General features: G+C 49.0%; 8 protein-coding genes. 4 read left to right on the top strand and 4 right to left on the bottom strand.

Annotation, left to right across the window (positions count from 1 at the left end; genetic code table 11):
- Positions 1-191 precede the first annotated feature (191 nt).
- A complete protein-coding gene (locus GJR95_RS36455; RefSeq protein WP_162390542.1) occupies positions 192-2177 on the top strand; it encodes a sigma 54-interacting transcriptional regulator in 1986 nt (661 codons plus the stop codon).
- A gap of 313 nt (positions 2178-2490) precedes the next feature.
- Here the strand turns inward: GJR95_RS36455 and GJR95_RS36450 are convergent, their stop codons facing one another.
- The 4 genes from GJR95_RS36450 to GJR95_RS36435 form a co-directional block, all read right to left on the bottom strand.
- Positions 2491-3093, bottom strand: coding sequence for a DUF4136 domain-containing protein (locus GJR95_RS36450; RefSeq protein WP_162390541.1), 603 nt, complete (start codon positions 3091-3093; stop codon positions 2491-2493).
- Between the two features lie 247 nt (positions 3094-3340).
- Entirely contained in the window at positions 3341-3850 is a 510-nt protein-coding gene (locus tag GJR95_RS36445; protein WP_232540976.1) for an RNA polymerase sigma factor, read from the bottom strand.
- Between the two features lie 139 nt (positions 3851-3989).
- Entirely contained in the window at positions 3990-4598 is a 609-nt protein-coding gene (locus GJR95_RS36440; RefSeq protein WP_162390540.1) for a porin family protein, read from the bottom strand.
- Between the two features lie 899 nt (positions 4599-5497).
- A complete protein-coding gene (locus GJR95_RS36435; RefSeq protein ID WP_162390539.1) occupies positions 5498-8059 on the bottom strand; it encodes a tetratricopeptide repeat-containing sensor histidine kinase in 2562 nt (853 codons plus the stop codon).
- Positions 8060-9000: 941 nt separating this feature from the next.
- Here GJR95_RS36435 and GJR95_RS36430 point away from each other — a divergent pair.
- From GJR95_RS36430 to GJR95_RS36420, 3 genes are all read left to right on the top strand, one after another.
- Complete coding sequence (locus tag GJR95_RS36430; RefSeq protein WP_232540975.1) at positions 9001-10071, top strand: alpha/beta fold hydrolase; 1071 nt, start codon at positions 9001-9003, stop codon at positions 10069-10071.
- A gap of 177 nt (positions 10072-10248) precedes the next feature.
- The gene (locus GJR95_RS36425) at positions 10249-10716 is read left to right on the top strand and encodes a YybH family protein (protein ID WP_162390538.1); all 468 of its coding nucleotides are present in this window, start codon (positions 10249-10251) and stop codon (positions 10714-10716) included.
- A gap of 1026 nt (positions 10717-11742) precedes the next feature.
- Entirely contained in the window at positions 11743-15930 is a 4188-nt protein-coding gene (locus tag GJR95_RS36420; protein WP_162390537.1) for a hybrid sensor histidine kinase/response regulator transcription factor, read from the top strand.
- Positions 15931-16030: the final 100 nt, after the last annotated feature.

Here is a 16030-nt window from a genome sequence, read left to right as displayed (position 1 = left end):
ACGAGTTGAGGAGTAGTGAAAATGACCCCTCAAAAGGATGACCAACCAGTGGTTTGTGTGCCACGATATGCCTGGCTGCCATGAATAGCTATGTGGTCATTTAAGCCTGAGTAGCTGCCTGGGATTAAGTTTCCAGTTAGTGTTTAGCGAAGAACAACCAAGTCCTGCCCATAACCGTTTCTGTGTCAACTATGCCACTTAATGCCATAAACGTCAACCAAGAATCTCCACAAACTATTCTGCTCGTAGAAGATGAATTCGCGGTAGCCAATGATTTGCAGATTATCCTGAAAAAAGCGGGCTACCGGGTCAGTGGCATTGCTTTTACAGTGGAAAAAGCCCTGGAGCTCATTCACCAGCAACGACCCGATCTGGTTTTGCTGGACATCCACCTCAAGGGGGCGCAAACGGGTATTGATCTGGCCTGGCAGCTTAGTAAAGAAGCTATCCCATTCGTGTATTTGTCGGCCAATACCAATACCAGCATTCTCGAGCAAGCCAAAATGACCAAACCTTATGGTTTTTTGGTGAAGCCTTTCCGTGAAAAAGATGTGCTGGTAGCGCTGGAAATTGCCCATTATCGTCACGCTCATAGCATCGAACTACAGGTACGACAGGAGCAGGCACTACAAATTAAATTAACAGATGCGCTTTCGGAAAGGAGTAACTGGGAACAACGGTTACTAACCGTTGCCCGGCTTTTCCAGCCCTACATTCCATTCGATTATATGGTTATTGGGCCGGAACGAGAACCGACCCAGAATGCATTCCGCTCCTATAGTTTCTTCAGGATTGGTCTGGATGATTATCAAACCATTGGGACGGATACATTTCTGCAAATGACCAGCCTGTCAATGGAAAAGTATCAACAGATTCTCGCCCAGGTTCCTTACGATGGAGAGGCTCTTTATAACGGAGCTGATTTTGTCGCGATATGTCGGCAAAATCCATTAAAAGCACTCATTGCCAAAACGTTCCGACTAGAGTCAAATTTGACGATTCCATTAAAAACGGCGCAAAATGGCACCTTCTTTGTTTCCTTTTTTAGCCGGCAGCCAGACACCTATCAGCCCTATCACCTGGCTTTACTTCAACGAATGCAGCCGTCGCTCACCCTGACTGTTGATCGATTACTGGCTTTTGATAAGATCGAGCAGCTCAGTGAACAACTGCGCCAGGAAAATACCTATCTGCAGGAAGAAGTAAAAACTGGGGCTAATTTTGAGGAAATCATTGGGACTAGCCCCTCTTTGCTGGCTGTGTTCAACAGCATTGAGCAAGTGGCTCCAACCGATTACACCGTTCTGATTCAGGGTGAGACCGGTACGGGTAAAGAACTGATCGCACGCGCTGTCCACAATCGCTCAACCCGTAAGACCAAAGCCTTAATCAAGCTCAACTGCGCGGCCCTGCCCACTAATCTCATCGAGTCGGAGTTATTCGGCCATGAAAAAGGAGCATTTACAGGCGCTGTCGATAAGCGGGTTGGCAAGTTTGAACTGGCCCATGGCGGCACTATTTTCCTTGATGAGATTGGCGAGTTACCCCTGGAGTTGCAACCGAAATTACTGCGTGTGTTGCAGGAAAAGGAGATTGAACGTGTTGGGGGTAAAGGGTCTATTTATTGCGATGTACGGGTGATTGCTGCTACCAATCGTGATTTGCATCAAGAGGTAATTGCTGGTCGGTTCCGTCAGGATCTGTATTACCGGCTGAATGTATTTCCCATTAATCTGCCTCCACTACGGGATCGGAAAGAAGACCTGATTCCTCTTGCTAATTTCTTTTTGGCGAAGATCGCCAAGAAACTGGGCAAAAGGCTGACGGGCCTTTCGAAAACGTCGTTAGAACAACTCCAGAATTACCACTGGCCGGGCAACATCCGGGAGCTGGAGCATCTGCTGGAACGGGCTGCTATTATGAGCACTACGCCCGAGATCTCGTTACGTGAATCCTTGACAACTCACTCCACAATAACTCCTATTGCCAGTCAGTCAACTACCTTTGTCAAACCATTTGATCAGGCCGAACGGGACAATATTCTGGCCGCGTTGAAACAAGCGAATTATCGGATTCGAGGAAATGGCGGAGCCGCTGAACTGCTGAACATTAAACCAACAACGCTCGAAGCCAAGATGATACGAATGGACATTAAGCGGAATAAGTCGGCCGATTAACTGTCAGAAACTCAACACTATTTTTTCGATTAATGGCCTTATGTCAAATCGGTCAGACACATAGAGCGAATAAGCTTACAGGTTTATGATCAACATTCCGGAATAAGGAAATGTCTTAATCACAACCAGTGGCATGAATACGGTCAGTATCAACTGGTACTCTTCCCATTTCTATTTTATCTGTACCAGTCATGATGACAAAACCTATAAGCCGGCCGCCGGTGCGGTGTCAAAAACCTTATAGGTTTAAATTGACCCAGCACTAACCTGTTTGCTGTTATCATTGAGCGTTACGATTCCCTGACTTCAGACGCTATTTGCTTTGAGATAGCTGGCTTTTCCGTTGCGGGAATTGTTCGATAATACGTTGTACATCCCGTTGTAACTGATCGCTGATGCGCGCAGGGTCTATTATGGCACTTTGTACAGAGCCCCGCCAGATCAACTGTTTGGTTTTAGCATCAACCATGTCGATTACCACAGTACCGGCTTCGTATTTTTCCTGGGAGTACATCGGCCCCCAGGTGTTCCAACTCCACCAGGATGGGCGCCAGTTCCGATATCCCCAGCGGCCCCAGCCATAGTAAGGCCCATATACGGGAGTCGGTGCCGGATTGTTGGTGACTAAACGCGTCTTATCTTCAACAAAGAAGTGATAACCGACCAGCAGATCGGGCATGTTTTTCGTTGAATCCAGTCCCCGCTGGCTTAACACCATAGTAACGGTTTGCTCTACACGTTGCGTGGCGATTTGGTTGTAATACAGCGGATTTTGTCCCGCGTTTACATCCGAATCCATCCAGCCGTATGTTTTATAGTGATTAAAATCAATCGTTTGGGTTTTATCCACAGTAACGCGCGGGCTACAGCCAATCAGCGCGACGACTAAACCGATAGAGATATAAAGATTTTTCATGACAATTAATGGTTTTGGTTGAGAAAGCCATGACAGCCCTGATCCGCTTCCGGTCAGGATGTCATTCGCTCAGCTAAGGCTTAAACGGGAAGAAAGAAAGCATATAAGTAGGCCAACCGTTGTCGTTGATAGTTCCCATTCATACGATTAGCCAGTTAATCAATCCAGGCTGACAATGCCAATCCGGCTCAATTTTCAAATCAGCAGAATGTATACTGTCTACATTCACTCGACGACATTAAGCGTATTACCGGATTATTCGACGCTGCAATTCCTTCCGAGCAATGAAGATTCGGCTTTTCACCGTTCCTATCGGAATCGCTAACTTACGAGCTATTTCAAAATACTTATAACCAGCTAAATGCAGGAGAAAAGCCTCCTGATGCATCGCCATCAATTGGGTAACAGCTGTCCAGATGTCCTCCTGTAAGTCCTCGCTAATTGCCCCGTTTGCTATAGAATTGAGGGGTGAATTAGCCAAATCAGCGGAATGCGCCGATACAATTACCCGTCGTTCGCGCTTTTTCTGCTGACAACACGTTATAAACGTGTTGCGCATGATTGTAAATAACCAGGCTTTCAGATTAGAATCGGGCCTGAATTTGTGCCAATACCTGTACGCTCTCAGCAGCGTGTCCTGCACCAGATCATTGGCATCCTCCTGGTCTTTTGTAAACTGAAGGGCAAGTTGACGTAATGGACTCATGAACTGGGTAATCTGCCGGGTAAATTCGGTGTGTTGATCGGTAGCATTCATGTCATTTTTATTAAGTCATATAAAATTCAGTCAGGAAGCAAGGCGAATAGAATCGCGGAAATCGAAGCCAATTACAGGTTTATGTCTTTCCACAGACAGTGGCTTACGAGGATGTCGTTTACATCCATACGTTGAATGATCAGCGACTACGTATTGGGATGGCGTAGCCTGCCGTAAATGAAATGACCCGGTTATGCGACTCTGCCGAACTAATGTTGGAAAGGCCCAAACCATACCGGCCTTCGATTTGTAGCGCACCGATACCCAGCCGCTGGCTAAGCCCCAAACCGAATTGCAAGCCCCAGTCCGATCGGTTCGTTTCACCGGGTCCATCGCCAAATTCAACTTTGACGTCTTTTCCATCGGTTCCCCGATTCTTCCCTCCAATGGCGAAACCGTAGGAAGGGCCAATACCTAAATAACCACGGGTCTGATTACTGCCTAAGCTCAATCGACCCATTACGGGAATCTCGATGTAATTCACCGTGAATCGATCGTTTTTGGCACGCTGATATCCCTTCTGAGAAAACAGTACTTCGGGTTGAAGGGAAAAGACGGTAAACGGCGAGCCAATCAACACGCCAATTCCCCCCACAAATACTCCGCGTGTGCGGGTATCGTTGTTGTTAGCCTGGTCGAATGCAATACGGGCCAGGTTGAGTCCCGCTTTGGGAACCAGTGCTACCTGTGCCGATGTGGTACTCACCAATCCAATGAGTACCAATGCTGTGCATACAAATTTGTTCATCGTTATTTGTTGTTTATTGTTGAAACAAGGATGGCATGGACGAACGAGCACCGTTCGCAAGCACCACCGTCTGGGAAAGAATTGATTTACTATACTAGTCAGCCACTCTGCTCTTGAATCGATGAAGCGTTGGTTAGTAGAGTTTTGTAGTAATGCTGCGATAGTACAAGCAGGCACCTTTATGACCTTGCCGATCAGAATGGCGAAGCATACATACGATAAATACGGGAACGTTCGAGACTGACTAGTCGGCTTGTCTGATGAAACTCTGCCGAAATATGAATTAACAGTACCTCTTTATCCATTAGCCAGAGTTACATGATCTGGTTGGAATCTTTGTCCGGACTAATTCCTTCCAGGCCTTGACTACCTGAACTACACGCGCATAAGTATGGAAGTAGCAATCACTAATCAGGCGTTCGTAGTAGAGCCTGAAGGGATGCTTATGGTCTGATTTAAGTACGTTTCCGTAGCTGTACTTTCTGTCGAAAGCATGCTCTAAAGGACTGGTTAAACGTAAAGTCGATTCCATAAAATTGGTAGCGTTGGTATGAACGAGTCCTTACAACAGCAAGGCATGAATCATATACCAATTGGCATACCATAAATAAAAAGCCAACTACAATTTATTAAACGTATTGAAAATCAACTTTTTACATAAAGTTAATAGTTTACAAATAGTTGTTCATCCTCCAAAATCTCCAAAATCAGTGAAGAATTTGGGTAAAATTTTTTCACTGATTTTGGAGATTTATAGTCTGAGTCAAGTTGTCAAGGCATAACGCCGACACAGGTGTACAGGTTGTTGCTCACCGCTTAGCCGAACGGGAAGGATCGTTAATTGAAGCAACAATCCAAGTAAGACAATCGATGGAATTCCTGGTTATAGGCAACTATCGTCAGTAAACCATCGTCGAAGTAGTGCCTACACTGGAAGCAGTACTGGTCAGTTGCTCATCCTGAAACAGTAAGCTGATCGATAAGCCAGCGTTATTACGAATCGTTAACTCCCCGCCCAGTTGCTGACTAAAGCCTTCAATCAGGGTCATACCCAAAGAGTGACTACGAGCAGGATCATAATCGGCCGGTAAACCGACCCCATCATCCGTAATCCTTAGCTCAAACGTAGTGGGCTTTAGCCGATGAAAGGCCAGACTGATCGTTCCGGAACGATCATGGGGAAAGGCATACTTGAGGGCATTGGTGATGGCTTCGTTGATGATCAAGCCTAAGGGAACCGCCTGGGTGACGTCCAGTTCAATGGGCTCCACCTGCAACTCAAAGCCAATCGGTTGGGGCAGTTCATAGGACTCCCGCAGGTAAGCCACTACCTCCTGAATGTAATCATCCATCGGAATACAGGCCACGCCCTGAGCCTGATAAAGCTTCTGGTGGATCAGGGCCATGGACTGCAAGCGGTGCTGACTCTGCTGGATGGCCGACAGGGCGGCATTATCCGACAGATAACTGGCCTGGGAGTTGAGTAAACTCATCACCACCTGGAGGTTGTTTTTGACCCGGTGATGAATCTCCTTGAGCAGCCGCTCCTTATCCATCAGGAGTTGCTGCAACTCCTGATTCTTGTGGTTGATCTGCTCTTGTTTAACCTCCAGGAGTTGGGTACTGCGTTGTTTGAGCCGGTAACGGTTGACACTCAGGCCCAACAGGCCCATCAGCAGGGCCGTCCCTGCCAGTAGGCCATTGCGCTGGGTTTGCTGGGTCTGGCCCTGCTGAGTCAACAAAGCGATGTTTTTTGCCTTCAACTGCAAGTCCTGTTCTTTCTTTTGGGTTTCGTAGCGGATACCCAACTCGGCAAGCTGCTGGCTCTTGGTCTGGTTAAAGACAGAGTCATTGATGGCCTTGTAACGCTGGTAGTGCCGCAGCGCCGATGCGGTGTGGCCAAACGCGGAGTCAACCTTAAAGCGCAACCAAACAATTTCCTGCCTGTTGGGCAAGGGGTATTTATAATCAGGAACATTGGCCACCTTTTTCAGGTAAAGACTGGCTTTGGCAAACTGGCCAGTGGTCACATAAAACTGACTCAGTTGTAAACGAGCCAGATTTTGGCTCACCCCTTCCGGCCCATTCTCCGACCACTGAAGAGCCTGCAAATAGTAAGTTTCGGCAAGCCGGTATTGCTTCAGTGCACTGTAACAATCACCAAAGCTGCGTAATAGAATTTGTTTTGCCAGAAAGGCGGGATAGACAGGTGGGTCTTGTGAAACAATGTCTTTGAGCAGGGTTAAAGCCTGCTGCGTTTTACCTTGCTTGAGCAAGCAGGCAACCAGTCGTCTAACCATCCCTCCGTAGATAACAACCTCTCCTTTCTGCTGGCTAACAGCTAGTGACTGCTGGTAGTAGTCGATGCTCTTGTCAAACTGATTCCAGTCGTAATATACATTGCCGATCATAAAATAGAGATAATCCAGATCATTGGGTAGCTTATGGGCTTCAGCTTCTTCAATGATTTTCAGGTAGTACCGTAAGGCCTGGTCCAGATTATTCTTTTGTAAATGGATATCGGTTAGTAGAAAGTAAGGGCTTGAGAAATCGATCAGATAAGTGCGATGGATGAAGTCGCTTTCAGTCATCAGTCTTGTATAGATCTGATAGATTGCCCTGGGTCCAATCGCCTTATAGATGGCTAGTGCCTGATCGGCCTCCTTCTGGGCTTGTTTCAGATTTACCAATAATTGGTAATTATAGCCAAGTACCAGTAACAGGGCGGCCTGTTTGGGCTTATCCCCCAGTTGTCGGGCCAGCGTCAAAGCCCGATTGGCAAACCCTATCCGCTCTTCCTTATGGCCTCTTTGCGAAGCGGTGACCCATTTTAACAGGGCCCACAATTCGCCCGCCTTGTCACCGGAGGCCCGACGAGCCTGAATTACTGGCAGGAAGTAGGTCATGCCGGTGGGCCAGTCACCATTCAGTAAGTAGCTTAATCCCATCAACAACTGACTTTCTTGCTGCCAATGCTGGCTATGGATGAGCCGACTCAGGGAATCGGCCCGCCCAAAGTAGCTACGGGCCCTGCTCCAGTCAACGTCCCTGGTCATGGTGGCACGAAGCCAGCTTTTACCCAATTCCAGCAGCAGCCGGATCTGGTTGGTTTCATTCACGCTCTTGAGCATCTGCTCGACCAGTTCAGGCCTTCGCTGCCGGATATAGACACTGCCCTGTAGAAAAACCGCATCTTCAGTTCCTCTGGCGTAGCCCAATCGGCGGGAAAGCGTCAGGGCTTGCTGGGCCATGGTCAGTGCCGAGTCGAGGCTGGGTTTAACATGTAGGGTCTTATGCAGGTAAAAATCACCCAATCGCAGCCGGGCTTGAACCTGTTGGGTGTCCGCTTGGCCCTCATTCAGCGTCGATCGTAAGCGGTTGGCCTCGGCGATGGTCATGGGTTGTGCCATGACTCGGAGAGCCAGGATTAGCAGCAGGCAAAGTAAGGAGAGGTACCGCATGGCATGAAGAGGAAGGTAATCAGTTGAGTAATCACAAGGGCGAGCAGGCGCTGGCTGTCCCCTACTGAAGGGACATTAACAAGCTGACGTAAAGTTAAGTAATTCTTAACCACAACATTACGACGTTGGCATCAAAAAACAGTCCTGCCAGTTATCTCATATACCCCGAATTGAACCGATACCGATATTCAGTAACTGGCTGTTTACGCTTCCTTGCGGGTTAACAATTGGTCAACGAAGAATAAATTTTCGGTTAAGAACGAGGGCTTTTATGTAGTCTCTTACTCTCAGTAGTTAAGTGTATTTCAAAACCAGTGCAGTATCAAGATGGCTTATTCATCCTGCTAACGTATGTGTATGTACGTTAGCAATTTTTTACTGTTCATAAGGTCCTTCAAGCGTTAGGTTAAGCTACGGTTGTAATCGTTGCAGGAGTGAACGATAGCTCGTTGAAAAGTATCCTGCTGATGACAATTAAAGGCCAGATAAAACTTACTATACTGAGTCGTTCGGATGGGAATAATCAGCTTACTCTGCAGGTGCTTGGCATTAACTCCTCTTATCGGGGTTTGACGACAAACTACGGCAAAGTTATCCGCTAATCGTTCGTTCTGACTCTATAAACTTTGGAAAGACAATTGTGGTCAGTCTTAGAAATTTATTTTTTACAATTCAGTGACCAATTCCAGACTGTTGCATCACAAGGGCCCAAAAAAGTTGGCAACAATAAACTAGCGGGAAAGTGTTCTAGCCAGTTTTTAAAGGAGTAGATTATTCTGGAATGGAATGGATTGGAGCGGTCAACCACACGTGTTGCAACTGTTTGTACATTTTGTTGCCAAATTCCATGACCTAATCAGATTAGTGGACTACATGTTGATCGGGTTAGGCCTGGTGGGAAACGTTATTGGCCAACAGCAAATCATTTAAAAAATATAATCATGGAAAACGATATGACAGAAGCACTCAACTATGATCGCCGTCGCTTTTTGGGCGCTGCGGCAATAAGTCTAGCATCAGCCCAGTTCGGCCTTGTTGGTACTGCAGAGGCACAAGCCAACGGCCTAAATCCTGCCCCTAGTACTCCTGTAAAAATTCAGTCTAACTCATCATTTAGCACATTGAAGCAGATTAATGCCGGCGTACTGAATATAGGTTACGCGGAAACTGGCCCTGCCGATGGGCCCGTTGTAATGCTCCTGCACGGCTGGCCCTACGACATTCACAGCTTTGCCGATGTTGCTCCTTTGCTGGCCAAAGCGGGTTACAGGGTGATTATGCCACATCTACGAGGCCATGGTACTACGCGTTTTCTTTCAACAAATACGTTTCGGAATGGGCAGCAGTCGGTGATTGCTCTCGACATTATTGCTTTCCTGGATGCGCTTAAGATCCAGCAGGCCATCTTCGCTGGTTTCGATTGGGGAGCCAGGACAGCCAACATCATCGCGGCACTCTGGCCTGAGCGTTGCAAGGCCATGGTGTCCGTAAGCGGTTATTTGATCGGTAGCCCGCAAGCGAACAAAGCACCACTGCCCCCCAAAGCGGAGTTCTCCTGGTGGTACCAATTCTACTTTGCCACCGAGCGCGGCCGGATGGGCTACGAGGCCAATCGGCGTGATTTTGCCAGGCTTATCTGGCAATTAGCCTCCCCTCAGTGGCACTTTACCGATGCCGTTTTTGAGCAGTCAGCCGCTGCATTTGACAATCCGGACCATGTGGCCATCGTGATCCATAATTACCGGTGGCGATTGGGTGTGGCTGAAGGCGAGGCCCAGTATGATGACTTCGAAAAACGACTGGCTACGGCCCCTATCATTACGGTACCTACCGTCACCCTCGAAGGCGACGCCAATGGAGCACCGCATCCGGACCCATCCGTCTACGCGCCTAAATTCAATGGCAGATACGTACACCATACCATTACCGGAGGCATTGGTCACAATCTGCCCCAGGAAGCACCAAGGGCCTTTGCCGATGCTGTCGTTGAAGTCGACAGTTACGTTAATTGACGCCTGTCTTCGTTGGCAGATGCATTGCCTGAGCGAATTATGTTAATTAAAAGAAGCATCAGAATGGTTACCTATTTTAGCTTATAAAACGAGAATTAGCATCGACTTGATCATACGTTTCAGCGTAGATCTAAAAGAAGGGGCGTGTATAAGCGAGAATCGAAACCCAACATCAAAATGAAGACGGAGCAAACACCAATTACAGGTAAAGAGAAAAAAGGAAGCTTATCGCCTGACTTGCAGGCACTGTCGGATTTTTACGCGGCTTTTAATGAGCGTGATATTATGAAGATGGAGCAAAACTGGGAACAATCAGACGAAGCAGTCATGGACAATCCAGTAGGCGGCATTATGCGCGGTTGGGCGAACATTAAAGCGGTCTATGAAAGGATTTTTGGTGGTATGTCACGAGTCGAAGTCGAATTTTACGATTATACAGCGTTCAGAACGAGCGAGATATTCTTTGTCGTCGGCAGGGAGCGCGGAACGTTGAAAAAAGAGGATTTGACGCTCGAATTACAAATTCGTACAACACGGGTTTTTCATTTCATTAAAAACAACTGGAAGCAGATTCATCATCATGGCTCAATGGATGATACGGAGTTACTGGAAAAATACCAGCAAGTGCTGAAAGGCGGTCGTTAAATTCTATGCGCCGGATTATGGATATCAGTAATTACAATCGTAATGCAGTGATTTTCGGAGGACAGTATTGGTCAGCGTCTGGTAAATAGGCATTGCTCGACATTCCTTTGTTTTAGTTATGATGGATTTCATGCAGCTTTTTCCTGAAATGGCATTTAGGTTAATTACTGTGCCTCTCCTTTATAATTTACTCGGCGTTAGCGTCCAATAAAAGGGTTGTCTAGTGAAAATTAATAGCATCCATGAAACCCTACGATAACAATCTGGTCTTTTAGCATGTAGATACAATTAGTGAGGAAACACGAATGGTTATTGTTTCACTTAGCCGATTCAACTAAAACCACAATCGGGGAAAATCACACGACGACGCAATCATCACAGCCACGTTTAATCAGGGCGAGATTCCCTTTCTGCCACCACTTGTGGAGAATTAACCCACCTAAGGCTACTAACATACTCTTTCAAGCCCATAGCCCTCAGAATAAAGTATTTGAAAAATTAAAGTACCTATAAACGAGTGACGGGTAAATCTGAAAATGGGACCAAATTTGTCACTTGCCCTTTTTGGATTTATAAATCGTTTCCCGAAAAGGGGGTTTTATTAGCCAATCATTCAACGCCTGTCCAATGTCGTTAGTCGTATAAGCTTCCTAATTGGTATTCTATTTTTTCCCCAATGTCAATCGTGCTCGTTGTCAATCAGTTGGCTGAAATAGGCTCTAAATAGCCCATGAATTGACCGTTTACTCAAAGCAAGTAAAATTCATTTGATATCCGGTTAATGTACCCTTTCTTGAGATAAATAGTTGAATTTGCCCTTCGATGACGCAGAAAAAGCCTGCCAGTCAGTTGCATTCAAAAACCCGCCCTTTCGGAAAGGCAAACGTTCGTATCATGTTGCAATGAGCCAAAATCGGCATTAATCGGATGCTGATAAGAATCTAAAACGACCTCGGTTCGAGTGGTTGGTACCTGGTCAATCTTCACAACGCTCTATCCAGTTGGCCTTTTTTATCCTCCGATGTAATGACCGCCCCCTTTTACCGACTGATTCTGGCACTGGCCTTCTTGCTGACCACTGGGCTGTCGCTTCTGGCCCAGTCCGTAACGGTTGAAACCGTTAGCATGCCCCCCGGTTTTGATCCGCACGAAATCGCCGATATCCGGCAGGATCGGCAAGGATACCTATGGCTGGCCACCGGATCGGGCCTGCTCCGGTTTGATGGATATGACTGGCGTACATACCAGCATGATCCCAAAAAGGTTAACTCGCTCTCTGGCGATTATATCCGAACCGTTTGCCCCACCCGCGATGGACGAGTCTGGGTGGGCGGCTGGGGGACGGGGCTGGATTGCCTGGATCCGGAAACGGGCTTCAGTACGCACTACCCGCTGACGAATCGAAAAGACTATAGTTTTGAGGAGAACGCCATCGCCAGCCTGCATGAGGATCGGCAGGGAAACCTTTGGATTGGCTCAGGAAGCGGGCTCTATCGTTGGGAGGCCCGAACCGGCCACTTCATCCATTATGCGGCCAATCCCAGGGATTCCACCAGCCTGAGTCACCCGCAGATACAGGTCATTTATGAAGATCGTCAGGGTACTCTCTGGATTGGAACCGGCGATCCAGAGAGTAAGACAAATCGGGGCGGGGGATTGAATAAACTGGACCCGAAAACAGGCCACTTTACGCGCTATCTCCACCACCCCACCGACACGCACAGTCTGGTCGACAACCGGGTATTGGCGCTTTTTGAAGACAGTAGAGGTACCTTTTGGGTAGGAACGGGTGGAGACGGATTGCATACGATGAACCGCCAAACCGGCCAGTTTACCCGCTATCCCTACCAGGAAGGCAAACCCCTAAAATTAAGCCGCCCGTACCCAAAGTCGAAAAACATGTGGGAAATGGGTTCCAACGGCATACGCTTTATTACAGAAGATCCGATGGGCGCCATCTGGGTCGGCACACTCGATGGGGGTGCCAACCGTTACGAACCCGCATCGGGCCGGGTTACTCATATTGAAACTCCCGCGGATGGCTTACCCGATTTCAACCTCCTTTCAGCCTGTCGCACCAGGGAGGGTGTGCTCTGGATGGGAACCATACCAGGGCATTTGGTCAAGGTGACAGCCCGAACCAACCCCATTACGAAGGTAGAGAACCGGTCAGGTGTTCATATCTTTCGGGAGGATACTGCGGGAACACTCTGGCTGGGGACCATCAGCGGGTTGATTGCCCAGCACCCCCTCGCTCCGGCGAGTCGGACCTGGCTCGGGCAGATGGCCCGACAGACCCGTTTACTAACTGATCACATTACCCGATTAGACCGGGATCGGCAAGGAAATTGGTGGGTCAGTACCTGGACAAACGGCCTGTACCGTTACCAACCCGCCACCCAACGATTCACTCACTACCAACACGATTCTCTGCGGGCCGCCAGTCTCAGCCCGAGCGAAGTGATCGGCGTTTATCAAGACCGAAGTGGAAGGCGCTGGGTGCCAACCGCGGGTGGGCTGGATCGGATGGATGACCTGTCGGGGCGTTTTATCCACTATCGCCATGATCCCCATGACACGACCTCCATTAGCAGCAGTTCCTGCCTATCGGTCCTGGAAGATCGGACGGGCTGCTTTTGGGTCGGTACCCAGGCTGGCCTTAATTTACTGGATCGAGTGAGCGGAACATTTACACATTTCCTCCCCTGGAATGTCATTACCCAACTACTGGAGGATTCATCCGGCACACTTTGGGTGGCAGCCTATAGCGGGCTATACCGGTACGATCGAGTGGGTAAGCGGTTTTTACCCTTCCTGGATACCCGCTCAGGCAGAGCTCTGCCTTTCGTCAGGGCGCTGCTGGAAGACGATGCCGGTAATCTGTGGGCTACTACCCCAGCCGGAATCGTATCCATCAATGCCCGGCGCAATTCGGTCCGTTGGTTTGGGGCTAATTATGGCATCTCGCCTGGAGAGGATTTTTTCTTTGGTTCGAGTTACAAGAGTCGCGACGGCAGCCTGTTTTTCGGCAGTATGGGTAAGTATTTTCGCTTTCGGCCCAGAGACCTCTTACAAAGCCAGCCGATCCCTCCCTTGCTGAATATCGCTGCTCTGCGTGTACGTAACCAACCCGTCTACCCTGATCCACACGGGCCCCTGCGGGAAGGGTTGGCGCAGGCCAAGACCATCTACCTGTCGCACAACCAATCTGTTTTTTCCCTTGACTTTGCCGCCATCGACTTTCGGTATCCTCAACTTCACCAGTATAGCTACAAACTGGACAATTATGATCTCGACTGGCGGCCGGTGGGTAGTGAGCGCACGGCCAATTATTACAATGTGCCGCCGGGAACCTATACCTTTCGGGTAAAGGCCGCCAATAGCGATGGCGTCTGGGTCGAAAAAGCCATTACCCTGCTGATTGCCCCTCCCTGGTGGCGCACCGCCTGGGCCTACGCCCTCTATGTGTTCACGGTAGTGGGGCTGTTCTATGGGGGATGGAAAACCCTATTACGACGCGAACGACTGAAAACGGCACGGAATCTTCGGGAGCTTAAAGCCGAGCAGGTCCTGGAAATGGATCGATTGAAATCAACGTTCTTTGCCAACATTTCCCACGAATTCCGTACCCCGCTGACGCTGATTTTGAGTCCGCTGGAAACCTGGCTGGGGGGTGAGTTGGAGCACTCGCCTTACCGGGCCCAGTTCCAGACCATGCACCGGAACGCTAGCCGACTGCTCCAACTGGTCAATCAATTGCTGGACCTCTCTAAAGTAGAGGCCGGCAAAATGAGCCTGGACACCCAGCCGGTGGACCTGATCCACTTTCTTCACCGAATCACCGCTTCCTTTGCTTCGCTGGCCGTCAGTCGGCACATAAAATTCCAGGTTTCGGCTCCTGATGGAAGCCTATGGGTAAAGGCCGATACCGACAAGCTGGAAAAGATTGTAACCAACCTGCTGTCCAACGCCTTCAAGTTTACGCCCGACCCAGGTGTCATTGTCCTTTTGATGCGGGTATCGGCCCTTCCGGCGCACCACCGCCATACAGCCCATAAAGCCTTCCTATTGGCAGAGTTCACCGTTCAGGACAGTGGCATTGGGATTGCAGATGAGCAGCGTGAACGGATTTTTGACCGATTCTACCAGGTTGATAGCTCCCTGGCCCGGGAGCATGAGGGCTCGGGCATTGGGCTTTCCCTGACTCGTGACTTGGTTGAACTGCATGGGGGAACCATTACCCTCACCAGTGAACCAGGCCAGGGCAGTCAATTCACGGTTTCTCTACCCCTGGAATTACTACACCCAGCCCAGGTGAGCCAGCCACCATTTCATCCAGAGCCGACGCACTCCGGTAGTCCGGTAACGGTCCACGAGCCGGTTAAGATCCTGGAATCCGGCCCGGTTTTAAGCGAGGACGTTGATGAAGCATCCCCTAACGCTCCACTAGTGCTGATCGTGGAGGACAATGCTGACCTGCGCCAGTTTATTCGCCAATCGCTAAAAGAAAATTTGGTTTGCCGGGTACTGGAAGCAGTCAACGGACGGGATGGCTACCGGCTGGCTCAGAAATACCTACCTGATCTGATCCTTTCCGATATCATGATGCCCCACATGAATGGAATCGACCTGTGTCGGCGGCTGAAAGCCGATGAGAAAACCAGTCACATTCCGGTTATCCTGCTGACGGCCAAAGCATCCGGAGAAAGCAAAGTGGCAGGTCTGGAAACCGGTGCCGACGATTACCTGACCAAACCCTTCGGGGTGCGTGAACTGGTGGCCCGCATCGATAACCTCATTGAAGGACGTCGCCGGTTGAAAGCGCGTTATCGTCGCCAGGTAGTGCTTCAACCCAAAGATGTCGCGATTACCTCAACCGATGAGCAGTTTTTGAATCGGATGATGACGATCATCGAGCACCATTTAGGGGATATGGCGTTCAGTGTTGACGTGTTGGGCCATGAGATCGGCATGAGCCGGATGCAGCTATACCGCAAACTACAGGCGTTGACGGGGCAGTCGCCCAGCGACTTTATCCGGACAACACGCCTGCAACGGGCCGCCCAATTACTGGCCAGAAATAGTGGCTCGATTGCCCAAATCGCCGACCAGGTCGGGTTTAGTTCTCATTCCTATTTCTCCAAATGCTTCCTGGAGCAATATGGCAAAAGCCCTTCGGAGTACATGGTGGCCGAAGGGGGCTCTACTCCCTAGGCCCACTATTGGTTCCCGTTACACCCTTACTTCGAGAGGTCAGCCAAGGTTGGCCTTTTTCGTATCGTGTCAATCTCGTTACCAGATTTACAGCATTTGT

The sequence above is a fragment of the Spirosoma endbachense genome (assembly GCF_010233585.1).
GTDB lineage: Bacteria > Bacteroidota > Bacteroidia > Cytophagales > Spirosomataceae > Spirosoma > Spirosoma endbachense.
This window is presented reverse-complemented; position numbering and strand designations above follow the sequence as displayed.